This is a genomic window from Halobacillus sp. HZG1 (genome assembly GCF_035818575.1).
GTDB classification, from domain to species: domain Bacteria; phylum Bacillota; class Bacilli; order Bacillales; family Halobacillaceae; genus Halobacillus; species Halobacillus litoralis.
This window is the reverse complement of sequence record NZ_JAYLVQ010000066.1, coordinates 40,500-53,998: the sequence shown is the minus strand read 5'-3', so window position 1 is coordinate 53,998 and position 13,499 is coordinate 40,500. Positions and strand designations below refer to the sequence as shown.

Below are 13,499 nucleotides of genomic sequence, written 5' to 3'. Positions count from 1 at the left end.
TATCTATACTATATTTACAAACCTTTTGGTTTTAACCTTTTAATAACATCATTTAATTCAATGTTAAAACCAACAGCATTGGTTTGTTTAAGAGAATTATTAAGCTCGTTGTAGTACCTTTGATGATCACCATTGAACAAGAGTATCAATAATCTTGTTTTTGGACGTGAAACTGCTACGTAATGTAAATACCTATCATCTTCACTTGAAAAGTTATAATCATTACCAACTATTATGACTTGATCAAATTCTAACCCTTTAGAAGAATGTATGGTAGAAACTGTGTAGTTATATTTTCCCGAGTTGTAAAAAGGTACATATTGTTCATCATTTATAACATCAAAGAGTAGAGCTAATTCTTCAACTATATTTTCGCTGTTTTGATATCCTAGATAATCATATAAGTCTTTTGCTTTTTCTATGAAGAGCTTTTTATTACTTCTATTTTCTGATAAATTATTTAAATGATCTTGGATAACCTTAAATTTAAATGCTTCAGGAAAAGGTATTTCTGAATATACATCATACTCGTTGTACCTTTCTTCCAAGAAGAAAGATGCTATTAGTCTTGCTATCCATATATGTTCGCTCTCATGCTCACTAAATTCTAGAGGTGAAGGAGGGATGTACACAAATTGTAATCCGTCATTATTTAAAAGTGCGCTCCATTCTTGAGCACTAGCTCTTCTATAGTTTAGGAATGAGCAAGTTAATTCTTCATTTAACCAACTTTTTATATAATTTGTAGCTTGTCCTTCATCATCAAATCTATAAGAAGTCACTTCATCCGAAAACTCTGTTTCTTGAAAATATTTTCTCGCATTCTCCATGAAGATATTTGAATAGTTTTGGATAGGTTTATTAGACCTGAAATTGTGAAAAAGCTCAAAGCTATTAAAGTCATCACTACCAATTAATTCGTTAAACCCTTCACTATAGGCCCCCCTCCATCTATATATTGACTGCTTTGTGTCTCCTACAATAAACAGAGGAATATTTAGGACTAAACATATATATTTAAATAATTTATGCATGTCTTGGTCACTGTCTTGATATTCATCTATGTATATACGAAAGTACTTAGATTTTAAATATCTTCTTGCCGCTTTTGAATTTTTCACAATTTCATGTGCTAATTCAAAAGCGAAATTTCTTCTTATGTTTCTATACTTGCAAACACTATCTAATTCTAGTAGTTTATTTAAACCCTCTTGAAAGTCATCAATAGCATTCTCATTGCTGAAGTCTTGTTTGAAATCTCTTTTATATTCTCTTCCATAGACATCTTTTATGAAGGGATTAATAATCTCCATTAGAACAAAAGTGTCATTAGTACCAATGAAGCTATCTGAAGTGACGAATCCTATTCTTTCTTTTATTTCTTTAGCTGCTTTTCTTGTGAAAGTTATAGCAGCAAATGTTTGGTGGGTGTTGATTTTTTCTAAGTCCTTGTTTATTCGTTTTACAGTAGTATAAGTTTTACCAGTTCCAGCGCTTGCACTAATTGAGATATTTCCTTCTGTTTCCAAGATTTCTTCTCTAATAGAGTTATCTAATGGGAACACGATTCTACCAACTCCTTAATGCCTTTAAACAAATGATGATTAAGTATTTTTTCACAGTCCTCTGAGTCAAGCATATTACAAAGTTTAATCATGTTAATTAACTTGGATGTTTGTAAATAATCAATACCGTTTTTGGAACTTCCATTGTCTAATGCAACTTGATCCATTTTTTCAGAAATTACGCAGTAAAGATCGTTTTCTAAATCAACTCTAGATAGATATACATTATTTTCTTGTAAAGTATTCACCTCATCATTATAAGTTGTATCGAAGATTTCCTTTTGGAGGTTAATTTTATATTCATTTTCGCCTTTATATTCTTTAATATCGATATTAGGGAGGTTACTTCGCATATCTTCATTAATTAGTCTTAAACCTCTATTAAGTCCCAGCAAATTCACTTCTTTTTTACCTTCATTCAGCTTTAAATCGTTATCAGTTTTAATTATCACTTTAATCCCTAGGTTTTTCAAAACACTGTTATAGGTTTTAAAATCAATACCATCAACCTCTAGCATATAACCTCCTTGACTTTCATACTTTTTGTGTTTTTCAAATAAAATTCTTTCGAACAAAGTCTTTTCCGATGGACCTTCAATTAGTAAGACAGTATCCGCAAAAATAGCTTCTGCTAACTTTTCATTTAGTTTTTGTTTTAGTTTTTTGTATTCTAAAGGGACTATATAATTATAAGATTTTCCTGTTATTTTTTCATCTTTGAACAGTTTTATTAAGTTTACATTATCCATTTGGCTAACAATCAGAGAAGAGTGTGTAGTAATGAAAAGGTGCTTAAATATTTCGTCCCCAAACAATTGGTATGAAAGGGCAATTTGCATTGATCGATGGAGATGATTCTCAAGCTCCTCAACCAAGAAGATATTAATCTTCTTTTCTTCCAATTCTCGATTCTCCAAAGTCATTATTGTATAAGCTAGTATCTTTTTTCTTCCATCCCCTGAGGTAGGGTAAATGCCTGAATCCCCATTTAATATATATGGGGTTAGTTTTGTGTGTAGGTTGTTCAATTCGATCTCTGATCTTACTGATATCTTTAAATCATTCTCATCTCTAAAGTTTTTATATTCAGTTACTAAGTCATTCTCAAAATTCTTTATGTTTTCCAAGTCACCGACTTTTTGATTTAATTCGTCTATAATAGTGTTAACTGAATCCCTCTCAATTTCACTTAAACTAGTGTTACCACGAAGGATATCTTTAGTGTACCTTTTAAATTCATTTTCCAAGCTAATGGAGGAATCTATATAAATGACATTGAATAACTTGTCTATCTCAAAGAACGTTTGACTGCTTGGTATTTCCTCTAAATCCTCTTCATTTGTACCCCAAAATAATTCAGGTTCCCCCATAAGAGTAACATCATTATATTTAGATATTAGTCTGATATGTATGTTTTTGGCGTCACTGGAAATAGCGCCTTTCATTCTTGAGTAAATTTTTTTATTGTCTTCATCATTCTCATCCTCAATATTAATAGTTAAGGTTATTGAAATTGTTGATTGTATATTTCTATTATAAAAATCAGTATCAATAAAACCTTTCATCCTAAATCTTCTATCTAACAAAAATCTTAGTGCACATAATAAGTTGGTTTTACCAATATCGTTTAAACCGAAAATTATGTTTTTATTAGTTAAGTCTATGTCTATCTCTTCAAAGTTCCTAAAATTACTGATATGTAACGATTTTAAAATCATCTTATTCCCTCCGCTTTTCTACAATTTATATAATAAGTAAAATATTACCTCAACATTCAAAAAAGAATACGCTGCTATATCAGCGTACTTTTTTTATTTCTTTGATTTTTGGATTAAATACTGAAAGTAACTTTCTAGTTCTTTAATTTGCTCGGGGCTCATTGACTTCCACTTATCAATATCGAAGAAAGCCATATCATCGATTTCGTACTTATCAAGTAATCTATTTATTTCTGCGATAGAACCATTTGTGCTTTCTGGCTGAGAACTGGGTATATTAGATCTTCCTAATAAGTAATCTGTAGTGACATCGAAGTAGTCAGACATCTTATCTAGGGTTTTAAAATCAGGTTCTCTTGTACCACTCTCATACTTGGAAATAGTGGAATAGGAAACTCCTATGGTCTGTGCTAACTGTTCTCTGCTAAGTTTATGTCTATTTCTAAGTTGCTTTAATCTGTCACTAAAAGCCATATACACCCCTCCATATGTTTATATTTTATACTATTTGTCCAATTACTAATATATTTTTGGACGAAAAGGGTAATTACATGTTGACTTTGGACGTATCGTCCACTATTATTTAATTGTAAGGACGAAGTGTCCAAGTATTGGAGGTGAAAATATGAGAACCAATTTGAGAAATGTAAGAATCGAGAAAGGGTTTAAAGACGTAGATGAACTGGCTGATTTATTGGGAATTTCTGCATCTTATTACTATAAAATTGAGCAAGGAAAAAGGACACCGAGTATTAATCTTGCCAAAAGTATAGCCGACGAGCTTAATCATACTGTGGATGAACTTTTTTTTAACAATAAATTGGACGAATCGTCCAGGAGTCAGGACCGATCTACCACTAAGGAGGTGATCTAAATGAATAGAAGAACAATGACAGTCAACGAAGCAGCCGAATATCTGGGTGTATGCAAGGACACCATCTACACGATGGTACGGACTAATGAGATCCCGCATTTTAGATTGCGCCGTAGGATTTTCTTTTCACAAGAGACCATCGACGCTTGGATTAATGAACAAGAACAAAACCTAATGCAAGAATCAGAAGCTATGTGATATATCAACTTTAGATTAGCACCATGACAACTAAATAATGGTACCTCTTTAGGTACAAAAGGAGTGCTAGGAAATGAACAAGAGCAAAGCTGCTCGGATGATGAAGGAAGCCAGAGTTCAGAGTGGGAAGACACAGCAACAACTTTCCATGGACATGTTCCAGTCACGTGAGTATGTAGCTAAACAGGAGAACGGAGAGAGGAAGCTCACTCCTTCAACAGTTCAACATTTCACAGAGTCAAATAACTATCCATGGATAGCGTTAGAAGCAGCATTTGAATACACAGGATGGGGAGTGACTCGCTTGGATGGTCCGGCAGTTGATCTCCACCGATCAGCGGTTAGGGAGAAAGCGCTGGAAGAGTTAAGGGAGGCTATCGATGCTATGGAAAAAGTGAAACTTACGAAAAATCCTTCCTTTACTCAGTCATTTGAGCTTCAGGATATTGAACGATCTGCAAGAGAACACATTGATGTTATTGGAGCTTCCATTATTTACGTTGCCACACTTTGTGAAGAGTATGGCTTGAGCTGGAATCAGCTTTGGGAAGATCACCATCGAAAACTACAATCAAGGGGGTACGTTACGTCATGAATAATCTAGATAACTACTTAGAGCAGGACACCGGTAAAGCAGCTAAAGAGCTCCGTTGCTTATATGACCTTAAGAAAAAGCAGGAAGAGTCAATCGCTCAAGGCGACTTTTCAAAAGCAAAACTATTGGGCGTCGATATCCTTAACAGTCTTAACGAATTGGAGTTTTTGCGTGAGAGAAAGAAGAATCACGATAACTTGAGGAAAGTTGCCATTGATCTTGAAAATCACGGCTTGATGGTTGCTGTGGTGAGACATGGTTATGAGTAGAAGATACACCAGACTAGATGTAACGTACATCATACTTTTTATTATCGCTTTTGGAATACTTTACACATCATTTATCAGCTATTAACTATACGAAAGGGAGATTGCAATGAAAGCACTTGGAATCGTAAGGAAATTGGATGAATTAGGACGAGTTGTTGTACCAAAGGAAGTCAGAGATTCACAAGGTTGGAGACATGGGCAGCCACTTGAAATGTTCATGAATGATGACTCTCTGGTTATTCGACCTTATGGAAAAGAAGAAGAGAAGCAGATTGTTCTTGAAGAATTAAATCAGATTAAGAATGAACTGTCTAAAGAATCGCAGGAGACAATACAAAAGGTGATAGATTATGTGGAGAAATAAAAATAGTCACCTGGATGGCGGTCCAGATGACTTAATAAATAAGCGCTTAGATTTAAGCTGTTTCCAATATATCATGCTTATTGAGTACTAGCAACGTGTTTGAAAGACGGCAGGTTCAGCCTGTCGTTGAGGCTAGGAACAATACCCCTCTTAAAATGGTTCGTTCATATTTGTTCCTGGCTTCAACGATGCGCTGGCATCAGAAAGGTGGTGTGAATATGAATCATCCTGTAATAGATCAAATAGAAAGGACCGGTTATCCAGTAGGTGTACCTGAGCCTGATCATTATGGTTTAGATGGTCTTGGTAATGAAGTGTTTTCCGGTGATGAAATTTATGTATTGAATGATGAGTTTTTCTTGAAAGAAACGCTCATGCAGGAATCCCGAGAGGTTTTAGAGACTCTTAGCGCAGAAGAAAAGAAGGCATGAAAAAAATCCGCACGGCAATGCGGATACTTAAGAAAGTTCTTTGACAACATTATATCAGAAATCTTGAGGAGGTCCAATATGGGAGTAAAAGCACAGGTTCTTCAAAGTACGGCTGACATGGAAGAAAAAGAATGGTTGGAGTCTCGACGGAAGGGAATCGGTGGATCTGATGCAGCTGCAATTGCTGGCTTTAATAAGTGGAAATCTCCAGTGGTAGTTTATATGGAGAAGATCGGTGAAGTGAAGTCAGAGTCCTCTAATGCAGAAGCAGCTTACTGGGGAAATGTGATGGAGACAACTGTTGCTCAAGAGTTTAGTAAGCGAACAAGTTTGAAAGTCCGGAAAAGGAACGCGATACTTCAACACCCTGAACATGAATGGATGCTCGCAAACGTTGATCGTCTTATCGTTGGGCACAACGAAGGCTTAGAGTGCAAGACGGCTAGTGAGTACCTCAAGGACGAATGGGACGGGGAAGAAATCCCTATGGCTTACTTACTCCAATGTCAGCATTACATGGCTGTTACTGGCGCTGATGCTTGGTGGATTGCGGTTCTTATTGGAGGTAACAAATTCGTCCATAAGAAGGTGGAAAGAGACGAAGACTTGATCAAGAATCTCATTGCTCTTGAAAAAGAATTCTGGGAAGAGAATGTCTTAGCGGAGAATCCACCTGACATTGATGGATCAGATGCTTCCGTCGATTTTATAAAAGCTATGTATCCTGATGCGGATCCTGACAGTGAAACGGAATTGGATGCAGAGTCGGATAAACTACTGGAAGCTCTGGAGCAGATAAAAGCTGAAGAGAAAGATTTGAAAACAAAAAAGAACGAATATGAGAATCGCTTGAAGCAAAAACTAGCAACCTATGAAAAAGGGTTTACCAATCAATATGTCGTTACCTTTAAGAATCAGCAAAGACGTTCGGTCGATTCCAAACGTTTGAAAGCAGAGAGACCGGAATTGTACGAAGAGTATTGCAAGGTGAGTACTTCCCGACCACTGAAGTTCAAGGAGGTTAAATAATGGCGACGAACAGCACCGCAAAGAACCAGTTAGCTAATAAGAAAAATAAAAGCAACTCTCCGCAACAATCAGGTAACCAAGTGAACACCATACAAGCTTATCTCAAGAAAATGGGCCCGGAGTTCGAACGGGCCCTTCCAAAACACATGGACGCGGATCGACTTGGTCGCATTGCGATGACAACGATTCGCCAGAATCCTAAGCTGCTTGAATGTTCTATTCCTTCCTTAATGGGTGCTGTGATGCAAGCAGCACAACTGGGACTCGAGCCAGGGTTGATTGGTCACTGTTACTTGGTACCTTTTTACAACGGAAAGATGAAAGAAACAGATGTCCAGTTCATTATCGGATATAAAGGGATGATTGACCTTGCTCGTCGTTCAGGTCACATTGAGAGTATTTATGCTCATACAGTCCATGAGAATGATGAGTTTGAATATGAGCTGGGACTACACCCGAAACTCGTTCACAAGCCTTCTACAGGCGAGAGGGGTAACATGAACTTTGTTTACTCAGTAGCTCATTTCAAAGATGGAGGCTATCAATTTGAAGTCTTCAGTCGTAATGACGTAGACAAGGTGAAGGAACGATCTAAAGCAGGTAAGTTTGGTCCGTGGCAGACGGATTATGAAGAGATGGCAAAGAAGACGGTCATTCGTCGGATGTTCAAATACTTGCCTATCAGTGTGGAAATCCAGAATCAAGCTACGCATGATGAAACAGTACGAAAAGACGTTACAGAGGACGCTGAGTCTGTTTATGAGCAAGAGTTCATAGATATCCCTTCTAATGAAGATGATGAATCACAGAAGGATGAACAATCTCCTGAAGACCGCTCGGATCTATCAGCAGAGCAAGCTGCTATGGAACTGAAGTAATGGAAAGAAAAATAGCCATCCCGCATTTTTATGTGTGGATGGCTCAAGTCAATGAAGATCCAAAGGAGTTATTCCGGTCTTATGTAGCCAGTTATGTCCGTAACACATCTCCAGGCTGGAGTCTGGTTCGCATAGAGAAGATGTACGTAGTGATTTCACGTAAAAAACATGAGAGGCGGTGACAGCATGGTTCGACCATACAAAGAAGGCATTGATTACTTCCCATTAGATATTGATATGGATCAGGATGATAAAGTCGCAATCATTGAAGCAAAGCATGGCATTGAAGGGTTCGGTGTCTTAGTGAAGCTGTTAATGAAGATTTATAAAGAAGGATACTATTACGAGTGGAATGATCGTGAACAATTACTCTTCTCGAAGCGAGTTAATGTCAACATTAACCTCGTTCAAGAGATAGTAAATGATTGCATTGAGGAAGGTTTATTCGACAAGAACCTCTTTAATGAGTACAGAGTGTTAACTAGCAAGGGCATTCAACGCCGTTATTTGGAAGCAGTAAAGCGTAGAAAAGAGGTTCGGTTCATTGCTGACTTCTTCTTGATCCAGGACGTGAAATCGGTCCTTGGAAACTCCAAAACGGCTGTTTTATTGGTTCATGATGACGGAAACGAAGTTAATGTTAACAATAACTCCAATAATGTCAGCAATAGTACACAAAGGAAAGTAAAGAAAAGAGAAAGTAAAGAAAAGGATAGTAAAGAATATCAGAGTAAAGAACTTGGCCCTGAAAAATCATCTGATGCTGATAACGATGCCTTAGTATTCTACCAGCAAAATTTTGGACTTCTACGACCGAACATGTCTGAAAAGATCTTGGCATGGATTGAAGACCTTGGTGATGCCATGGTGATCAAAGCTATGGAGAAGACGCTTGAGCAAAACAAGAGTAATTGGGCATATACAGAATCCATACTCAAGAACTGGTCATCGAAAGGAATCACCACTCTTGAGCAAGTAGAGGCTGAGGGTGTCCAATTCCAGAATCAAAATAAGTCTAACGGCAATAAAAACCATGAAGTCATACCAACCTGGTTTAACCAGCAGCAGTCTGAGAGTCAGCCGAAACCAAGCATAGACTCTGATGCGCAAGCTCTCGATCTCGGAATCCGATTGAATCGATCTCTTGATGATCTACTTACTGGGTCAATGGAACGCTATGGTCTTACCGGTGAAGAGGTTGAAACTGTGAAGAATGGGGACATGACTGCCCTAGAATTGCTGCAATCAAAGTCAAAACTTAGAGCTGTTGGAAATTAGGAGGGGAGCTGATGTGTATGTCACTGACAGAAAAACAGAGAGTGAGAGAGGTTGCTGATCGTAAGGAGGACTTGAAGAATTACCTCTACCGTCGAGGTCTTACTGAAGCTCCTGATGGTCGCGATATTGAGCAATTGAGCTTGTTCTCTCTGGAGCATGTGGTAATTACTGTTAGGGCAAATACGCTAAAAGGCTGAATGAAAAAGAGTGAACCGTAAAGGTTCACTCATGGTATTTACCAACTCATTGGGCGCTCTAAGGTGCGTACTTCTTCTTCGATTGAGGAATACTGAGTTTGCAGAACGCTTATGGCATCGTTTACCGCATTATTATAAAAGTGGGAGGCTAGTGAGTCCTTAAAGAACTCCAAGATGCTTTCAGCTGCAAACTCGGATAGTTCTTCTCCTCTTTCATTTAGGAAGAAATACTGGATTTCTTCAATCATCACTTGTCTCTGTTCTTTGGTTAATTGATATTTCATATGATCACTCCTTAAATTAAGCAACAGGAGCATTATACAATGCAGGACTAACGCACGGTAGTCTTTAAATTATGAATTTTTTATGTACAACGTTCTTTGGTGCTAGACATGAATATGTTGCAACGATCATTCCAGTTACTTATTTCTAAAAACGAAATAGAGAAGAGCTCCTAATAGTATCATTATGGAAATTAACATTATGGTAACCAGGTGGTCTTCCATACCAAACACCTTTCTTATGGTAATTCTGGATTCTATTTGTTGTATAAAGTAAAAGACCAGAGATAAACTCTGGTCCACCGTAGGTGATCAGTGCACCACCTTTTAAAGAGTGAGTTTCAAAGTAGTATGTGGGCACTTAAGTTATTATAAACATCTTTGAGTTTATTCATTCGAAACTTTGACACAGCTTTCTATATTTATTAAGCATATTATCTAATTTCTGAGATTTTATTAGGGCTTCTGAGTAATTGTTTTTCACCATATATGCATAGTACATTTCTTTTCTTTTAGCTTCCATCCTATTTCGTAATTTATTGCAATTCATAGTGGTGCTCCCCTTTTTTAATGCGCTGTATCCGTATGAATAATGAATAACTACCAAGTAATTGATTTGTTGAAAAAATGTCACATGAAAAGAAATTTATTCTTAAACTAAGTCAAAGTTTTTACAAAAGAAAAGCCCGAGCAATATTAATGCTCAGGCAGGTAGGGTGATTTAGTTATTCTCTATTTTATCTAATGCTGAAGAGAGTCTATGAAGAAGTGGTTTTTGAATGAAATCAATAACTCCTAAATAAGCACATCGATCAAGTAGCCGGATATCGCTAAGCTCTGAACAAACTATTACCTTTGCTTTTGGATAATTGTTATGTAGATCCTCTAAGCATTCTAAGCCTTGCATATCTGACATGGAGACATCAATGAGAACTAGGTCTGGATGGTAGCGCTTGTACAGTGAGAGGACTTCCATACAATCTTCAGTTTCCGCCAAAACTTTATAGGAATGTCTCACTAATATTTCTCTTAACCTAGCTTTATGTCGTGAATTATCTACCAATATTGCTGTAGGCATAACATCTTCCTTACATCGAATGGTCTCCCTAACCCATCTTTATACCTGTGTATATTTTCACCCTTAGCAATATCATAGCAGAATGGGTTCTTGGATAATAGAAAAAGCCGAGGGCAATGTGCCCCCGACTCGAATCTGACAATTCAATTATATCACGGAGGTCTCCTTTATGCGATTGCATCAATTACCGATAGAAATAGAGAATGGAAAAATTAATATAGAATTGGATATTAAGGAAGGAGATACGCCGATTTGTGTCGTATATTGCGGTGGTAAGGCAAAAATGACTACTCTACCAGATCATGGTGAGACAAAAGTCATTACGCATCAAGGTAAGGTTAAGAGGGTTAAATATGACGAGGGGGAAGAGTTTTGATTCAATTAAGTCCAGGGGATGTAATAGATAATAAAGAACTAACTGATATTTTTAAGTGTTCACCTCAAGGAGGGATGAGACGTGGGAAACGAACTAACACGCTTGTAATCGTTTCGAACCATGTTAAGTCCCTTTACGGGGATCGTTGGGAAGGGGATGTCCTTCATTACATTGGTATGGGAATGAATGGACAACAATCTTTTGATTATATGCAGAACAAAACTTTATTTCACTCTCAAAGCAACGGAGTAGAAGTTCACTTGTTTGAAGTGTTTAAAGAGAAAGAATATACATATCAAGGGCAAGTTCAACTGATTGAAGAGCCTTATGTGAAGCAAGAACCCGATGAAGGCGGCCAATTAAGAAATGTCTGTGTATTTCCTGTAGGGCAAGTTTCCAATCATGGCATTAAAGTAGAAGAGGGCACTTTGGAGGAGTTAGAAGAGAAAGCTAGAAGTAAGGCATCAAAGTTAAGCAAGAATGAGTTGTATGAAAGGGCAAAGGCCAGCGAAGGTAGACCAGGTTATAGAGAATCTAAAACGACTCATCATCAGAGAAACCCTTATGTTATCGAGTATGCTAAGAAATGGGCTGATGGGATATGCCAGTTGTGTGAGCAGCCAGCTCCATTTTTTAGCAAAGACGGTTCACCTTATTTAGAGACTCATCATATTGAGTGGTTAGCAAGAGGCGGGAAAGATACGGTTGAAAATACAGTGGCTCTTTGTCCGAACTGCCATAAGAAAATGCACATTTTAGACGCTTCAGTTGATGTGATAACTCTTAAAGAGAAGGTAACTGGAAATGTTTAAAAGATTTTTTGTTGATAAAACTATAATTGCAATTTTTCTTATGGCAATTATATCTATTGTTGCGTATGGGTTTACGAGTATTAATCTATTACTAGATATTTTTATATTATTAATAGGTTTTTTATTGTTTTTAATGATAACGGTATGGATGTTAAGCTCTACAGAAAAAGAGATAAAAAAATATGGTTCCAAAGATAGCCCAAACCTATATGATTGGGCTCAGAATTTAGAAGGTTCGCACCACCTTTTGAATAGACTATTAAAGGATATAAAAAGTGAGAGCATATTATCCAATATGCACACAATAAAAAATCAATTAGAGCGATATGTTAACCACAATTTAGAAAACACAAGAATGCTTAGGGCATATTTTATTGCAGTCGATAACCATAATTTAAGACAATTGTATTTTGGTAGTCTAAGTGCGCTTCTGACAGCAGTAATAAGTCTCTTAGTAAGATCGATCCTTAGTGGAACAGGAAATGAAAAAATTCTGAATATAATTAATATGTTGGGGCCATTCACATTAATACTCTTTTGTATTCTTACTATAGTGTTTCTTGTGTATAATATTTCCGCTGGTAGATTTAGAGTGAAATTAATTATTAATATATTGGATCAAATAATAGAAACTAGAACTAAAGATAAGAAAAAAATATAATGATCCTTAAAAAACTAAATTAGTCTTACCAAAAGAAATAAGATACTGTACTGTTTGTATTTGAACATTGGTGAAATGAAAGGGTTAAGAGAGCGATGTTTAAGGAGGTGGAGAGTATTTGAATCAGTATATACCGGCTATTATTACTGCCTCTGTAGCTTTACTGGCTGCTATAGGTGCGCAATTTTTGTCACATTTCCTTAATTCTAAGAGAGAGAAGAATAAAGAAAAAAGTGAAGTATATCAAGAATTTATTTACCCTTTTTTACCGGAAGTTCTATTGTATTATCATACTGAAACCAATTTTAGAAAAGGTCATGACGTAGAAAAAGAGGTAAGTCTAAATTCTCTTTTAGAAAAAATATCTTTAAAGGTAAGTTATGGGAACATGAAGCTTTTGACTTACTATTATGAAGCAAGAAAATATGAATATTTCTTTGATGGTAGAGGTTGGTCTAAAGAAAGAAATTTATTAAGGTTTTTATTTTGGTTTTTAGATTATTCGGCTAATATTCTTAAGGGTATGAAACCGAGAGAAGAAGAGATGTATAAAGAGGTAATTAAAACTCAAAAGCTTTATGGAATTTGGGTATTAGTTTCAGAGGAATTAGAGTTTGATAATTCCATTGAATTCATGAAATATGATTTCTTGTTAAGCGATCAATTTTTGAAAGAAATAAATTTAAAAAGATTAAAAAAACTAGTTGATAATGATTTTCCACAAGATGATGACCGAATAAGACTCTTAAAAGAAATTATTTCTGTTTTTGAAGAAGAAGATATTGGGACCTTTCCAATATTGGATGAATTGAAAGAACATATCGAACGAAATCACTAAATAGGTTCTACCAGCAAACTGGAGGACGCAGATTGAGCGTATCAAGCGCTTGGTTTG

The 13,499-nt window shown here is 36.3% G+C and carries 21 protein-coding genes; 15 read left to right on the top strand and 6 right to left on the bottom strand.

What is annotated here, in order from left to right; translation table 11 throughout:
* Nucleotides 1–14: 14 nt before the first annotated feature.
* The 3 genes from VKA52_RS12820 to VKA52_RS12810 form a co-directional block, all read right to left on the bottom strand.
* Nucleotides 15–1,565 carry an ATP-dependent helicase gene (locus tag VKA52_RS12820; protein WP_326315926.1) on the bottom strand — a complete coding sequence of 517 codons (1,551 nt, stop codon included), beginning with the start codon at nucleotides 1,563–1,565 and terminating at the stop codon, nucleotides 15–17.
* Nucleotides 1,553–3,283 carry an ATP-dependent nuclease gene (locus tag VKA52_RS12815; protein ID WP_326315925.1) on the bottom strand — a complete coding sequence of 577 codons (1,731 nt, stop codon included), beginning with the start codon at nucleotides 3,281–3,283 and terminating at the stop codon, nucleotides 1,553–1,555. The genes VKA52_RS12820 and VKA52_RS12815 overlap by 13 nt, the downstream gene beginning before the upstream one ends.
* Nucleotides 3,284–3,376: 93 nt before the next feature.
* Nucleotides 3,377–3,757, bottom strand: a complete 381-nt coding sequence (locus tag VKA52_RS12810) for a helix-turn-helix domain-containing protein (RefSeq protein ID WP_326315924.1) — start codon at nucleotides 3,755–3,757, stop codon at nucleotides 3,377–3,379.
* Nucleotides 3,758–3,908: 151 nt separating this feature from the next.
* Between VKA52_RS12810 and VKA52_RS12805 the strand changes: the two genes are divergently transcribed.
* The 11 genes from VKA52_RS12805 (at nucleotide 3,909) to VKA52_RS12755 (ending at nucleotide 9,396) form a co-directional block, all read left to right on the top strand.
* Nucleotides 3,909–4,157: a helix-turn-helix domain-containing protein gene (locus tag VKA52_RS12805; RefSeq protein ID WP_326315923.1), complete on the top strand. Its 249-nt coding sequence runs from the start codon at nucleotides 3,909–3,911 to the stop codon at nucleotides 4,155–4,157.
* Nucleotides 4,158–4,355: a helix-turn-helix domain-containing protein gene (locus VKA52_RS12800; RefSeq protein ID WP_326315922.1), complete on the top strand. Its 198-nt coding sequence runs from the start codon at nucleotides 4,158–4,160 to the stop codon at nucleotides 4,353–4,355.
* 73 nt (nucleotides 4,356–4,428) lie between these two features.
* Nucleotides 4,429–4,950: a helix-turn-helix domain-containing protein gene (locus VKA52_RS12795; RefSeq protein ID WP_326315921.1), complete on the top strand. Its 522-nt coding sequence runs from the start codon at nucleotides 4,429–4,431 to the stop codon at nucleotides 4,948–4,950.
* Nucleotides 4,947–5,219 (top strand): hypothetical protein, encoded by a 273-nt coding sequence (locus VKA52_RS12790; RefSeq protein WP_326315920.1) that lies wholly within the window; start codon nucleotides 4,947–4,949, stop codon nucleotides 5,217–5,219. Before VKA52_RS12795 ends, VKA52_RS12790 begins: the two co-directional genes overlap by 4 nt.
* A 106-nt stretch (nucleotides 5,220–5,325) precedes the next feature.
* A complete protein-coding gene (locus VKA52_RS12785; protein ID WP_326315919.1) occupies nucleotides 5,326–5,583 on the top strand; it encodes an AbrB/MazE/SpoVT family DNA-binding domain-containing protein in 258 nt (85 codons plus the stop codon).
* 218 nt (nucleotides 5,584–5,801) lie between these two features.
* Nucleotides 5,802–6,014: a hypothetical protein gene (locus VKA52_RS12780; protein WP_326315918.1), complete on the top strand. Its 213-nt coding sequence runs from the start codon at nucleotides 5,802–5,804 to the stop codon at nucleotides 6,012–6,014.
* Nucleotides 6,015–6,092: 78 nt separating this feature from the next.
* On the top strand, nucleotides 6,093–7,043 hold the full coding sequence (locus VKA52_RS12775) for a YqaJ viral recombinase family nuclease (RefSeq protein WP_326315917.1): 951 nt from the start codon (nucleotides 6,093–6,095) through the stop codon (nucleotides 7,041–7,043).
* Nucleotides 7,043–7,921: a recombination protein RecT gene (recT, locus tag VKA52_RS12770; protein ID WP_326315916.1), complete on the top strand. Its 879-nt coding sequence runs from the start codon at nucleotides 7,043–7,045 to the stop codon at nucleotides 7,919–7,921. Before VKA52_RS12775 ends, recT begins: the two co-directional genes overlap by 1 nt.
* On the top strand, nucleotides 7,921–8,103 hold the full coding sequence (locus VKA52_RS12765) for a hypothetical protein (protein WP_326315915.1): 183 nt from the start codon (nucleotides 7,921–7,923) through the stop codon (nucleotides 8,101–8,103). The genes recT and VKA52_RS12765 overlap by 1 nt, the downstream gene beginning before the upstream one ends.
* A 4-nt stretch (nucleotides 8,104–8,107) precedes the next feature.
* The gene (locus tag VKA52_RS12760; RefSeq protein ID WP_326315914.1) at nucleotides 8,108–9,199 is read left to right on the top strand and encodes a Lin1244/Lin1753 domain-containing protein; all 1,092 of its coding nucleotides are present in this window, start codon (nucleotides 8,108–8,110) and stop codon (nucleotides 9,197–9,199) included.
* 11 nt (nucleotides 9,200–9,210) lie between these two features.
* Nucleotides 9,211–9,396, top strand: a complete 186-nt coding sequence (locus VKA52_RS12755; RefSeq protein WP_326315913.1) for a hypothetical protein — start codon at nucleotides 9,211–9,213, stop codon at nucleotides 9,394–9,396.
* Between the two features lie 38 nt (nucleotides 9,397–9,434).
* Here VKA52_RS12755 and VKA52_RS12750 read toward each other — a convergent pair whose 3' ends face one another.
* The 3 genes from VKA52_RS12750 to VKA52_RS12745 form a co-directional block, all read right to left on the bottom strand.
* Complete coding sequence (locus tag VKA52_RS12750) at nucleotides 9,435–9,680, bottom strand: DUF2164 domain-containing protein (RefSeq protein WP_326315912.1); 246 nt, start codon at nucleotides 9,678–9,680, stop codon at nucleotides 9,435–9,437.
* Between the two features lie 388 nt (nucleotides 9,681–10,068).
* The gene (locus tag VKA52_RS20795) at nucleotides 10,069–10,200 is read right to left on the bottom strand and encodes an aspartyl-phosphate phosphatase Spo0E family protein (RefSeq protein ID WP_442788849.1); all 132 of its coding nucleotides are present in this window, start codon (nucleotides 10,198–10,200) and stop codon (nucleotides 10,069–10,071) included.
* Between the two features lie 198 nt (nucleotides 10,201–10,398).
* Nucleotides 10,399–10,755, bottom strand: coding sequence for a response regulator (locus VKA52_RS12745; RefSeq protein ID WP_326315911.1), 357 nt, complete (start codon nucleotides 10,753–10,755; stop codon nucleotides 10,399–10,401).
* A 169-nt stretch (nucleotides 10,756–10,924) separates the two neighbouring features.
* Between VKA52_RS12745 and VKA52_RS12740 the strand changes: the two genes are divergently transcribed.
* The 4 genes from VKA52_RS12740 to VKA52_RS12725 all read left to right on the top strand — a co-directional run bounded on the left by VKA52_RS12740 (nucleotide 10,925) and on the right by VKA52_RS12725 (nucleotide 13,442).
* Nucleotides 10,925–11,131, top strand: coding sequence for an XtrA/YqaO family protein (locus tag VKA52_RS12740; protein WP_326315910.1), 207 nt, complete (start codon nucleotides 10,925–10,927; stop codon nucleotides 11,129–11,131).
* A complete protein-coding gene (locus tag VKA52_RS12735; protein WP_326315909.1) occupies nucleotides 11,128–11,943 on the top strand; it encodes an HNH endonuclease in 816 nt (271 codons plus the stop codon). Before VKA52_RS12740 ends, VKA52_RS12735 begins: the two co-directional genes overlap by 4 nt.
* A complete protein-coding gene (locus tag VKA52_RS12730) occupies nucleotides 11,936–12,604 on the top strand; it encodes a hypothetical protein (protein WP_326315908.1) in 669 nt (222 codons plus the stop codon). Before VKA52_RS12735 ends, VKA52_RS12730 begins: the two co-directional genes overlap by 8 nt.
* A gap of 118 nt (nucleotides 12,605–12,722) precedes the next feature.
* Nucleotides 12,723–13,442, top strand: a complete 720-nt coding sequence (locus VKA52_RS12725) for a hypothetical protein (protein WP_326315907.1) — start codon at nucleotides 12,723–12,725, stop codon at nucleotides 13,440–13,442.
* Nucleotides 13,443–13,499: the final 57 nt, after the last annotated feature.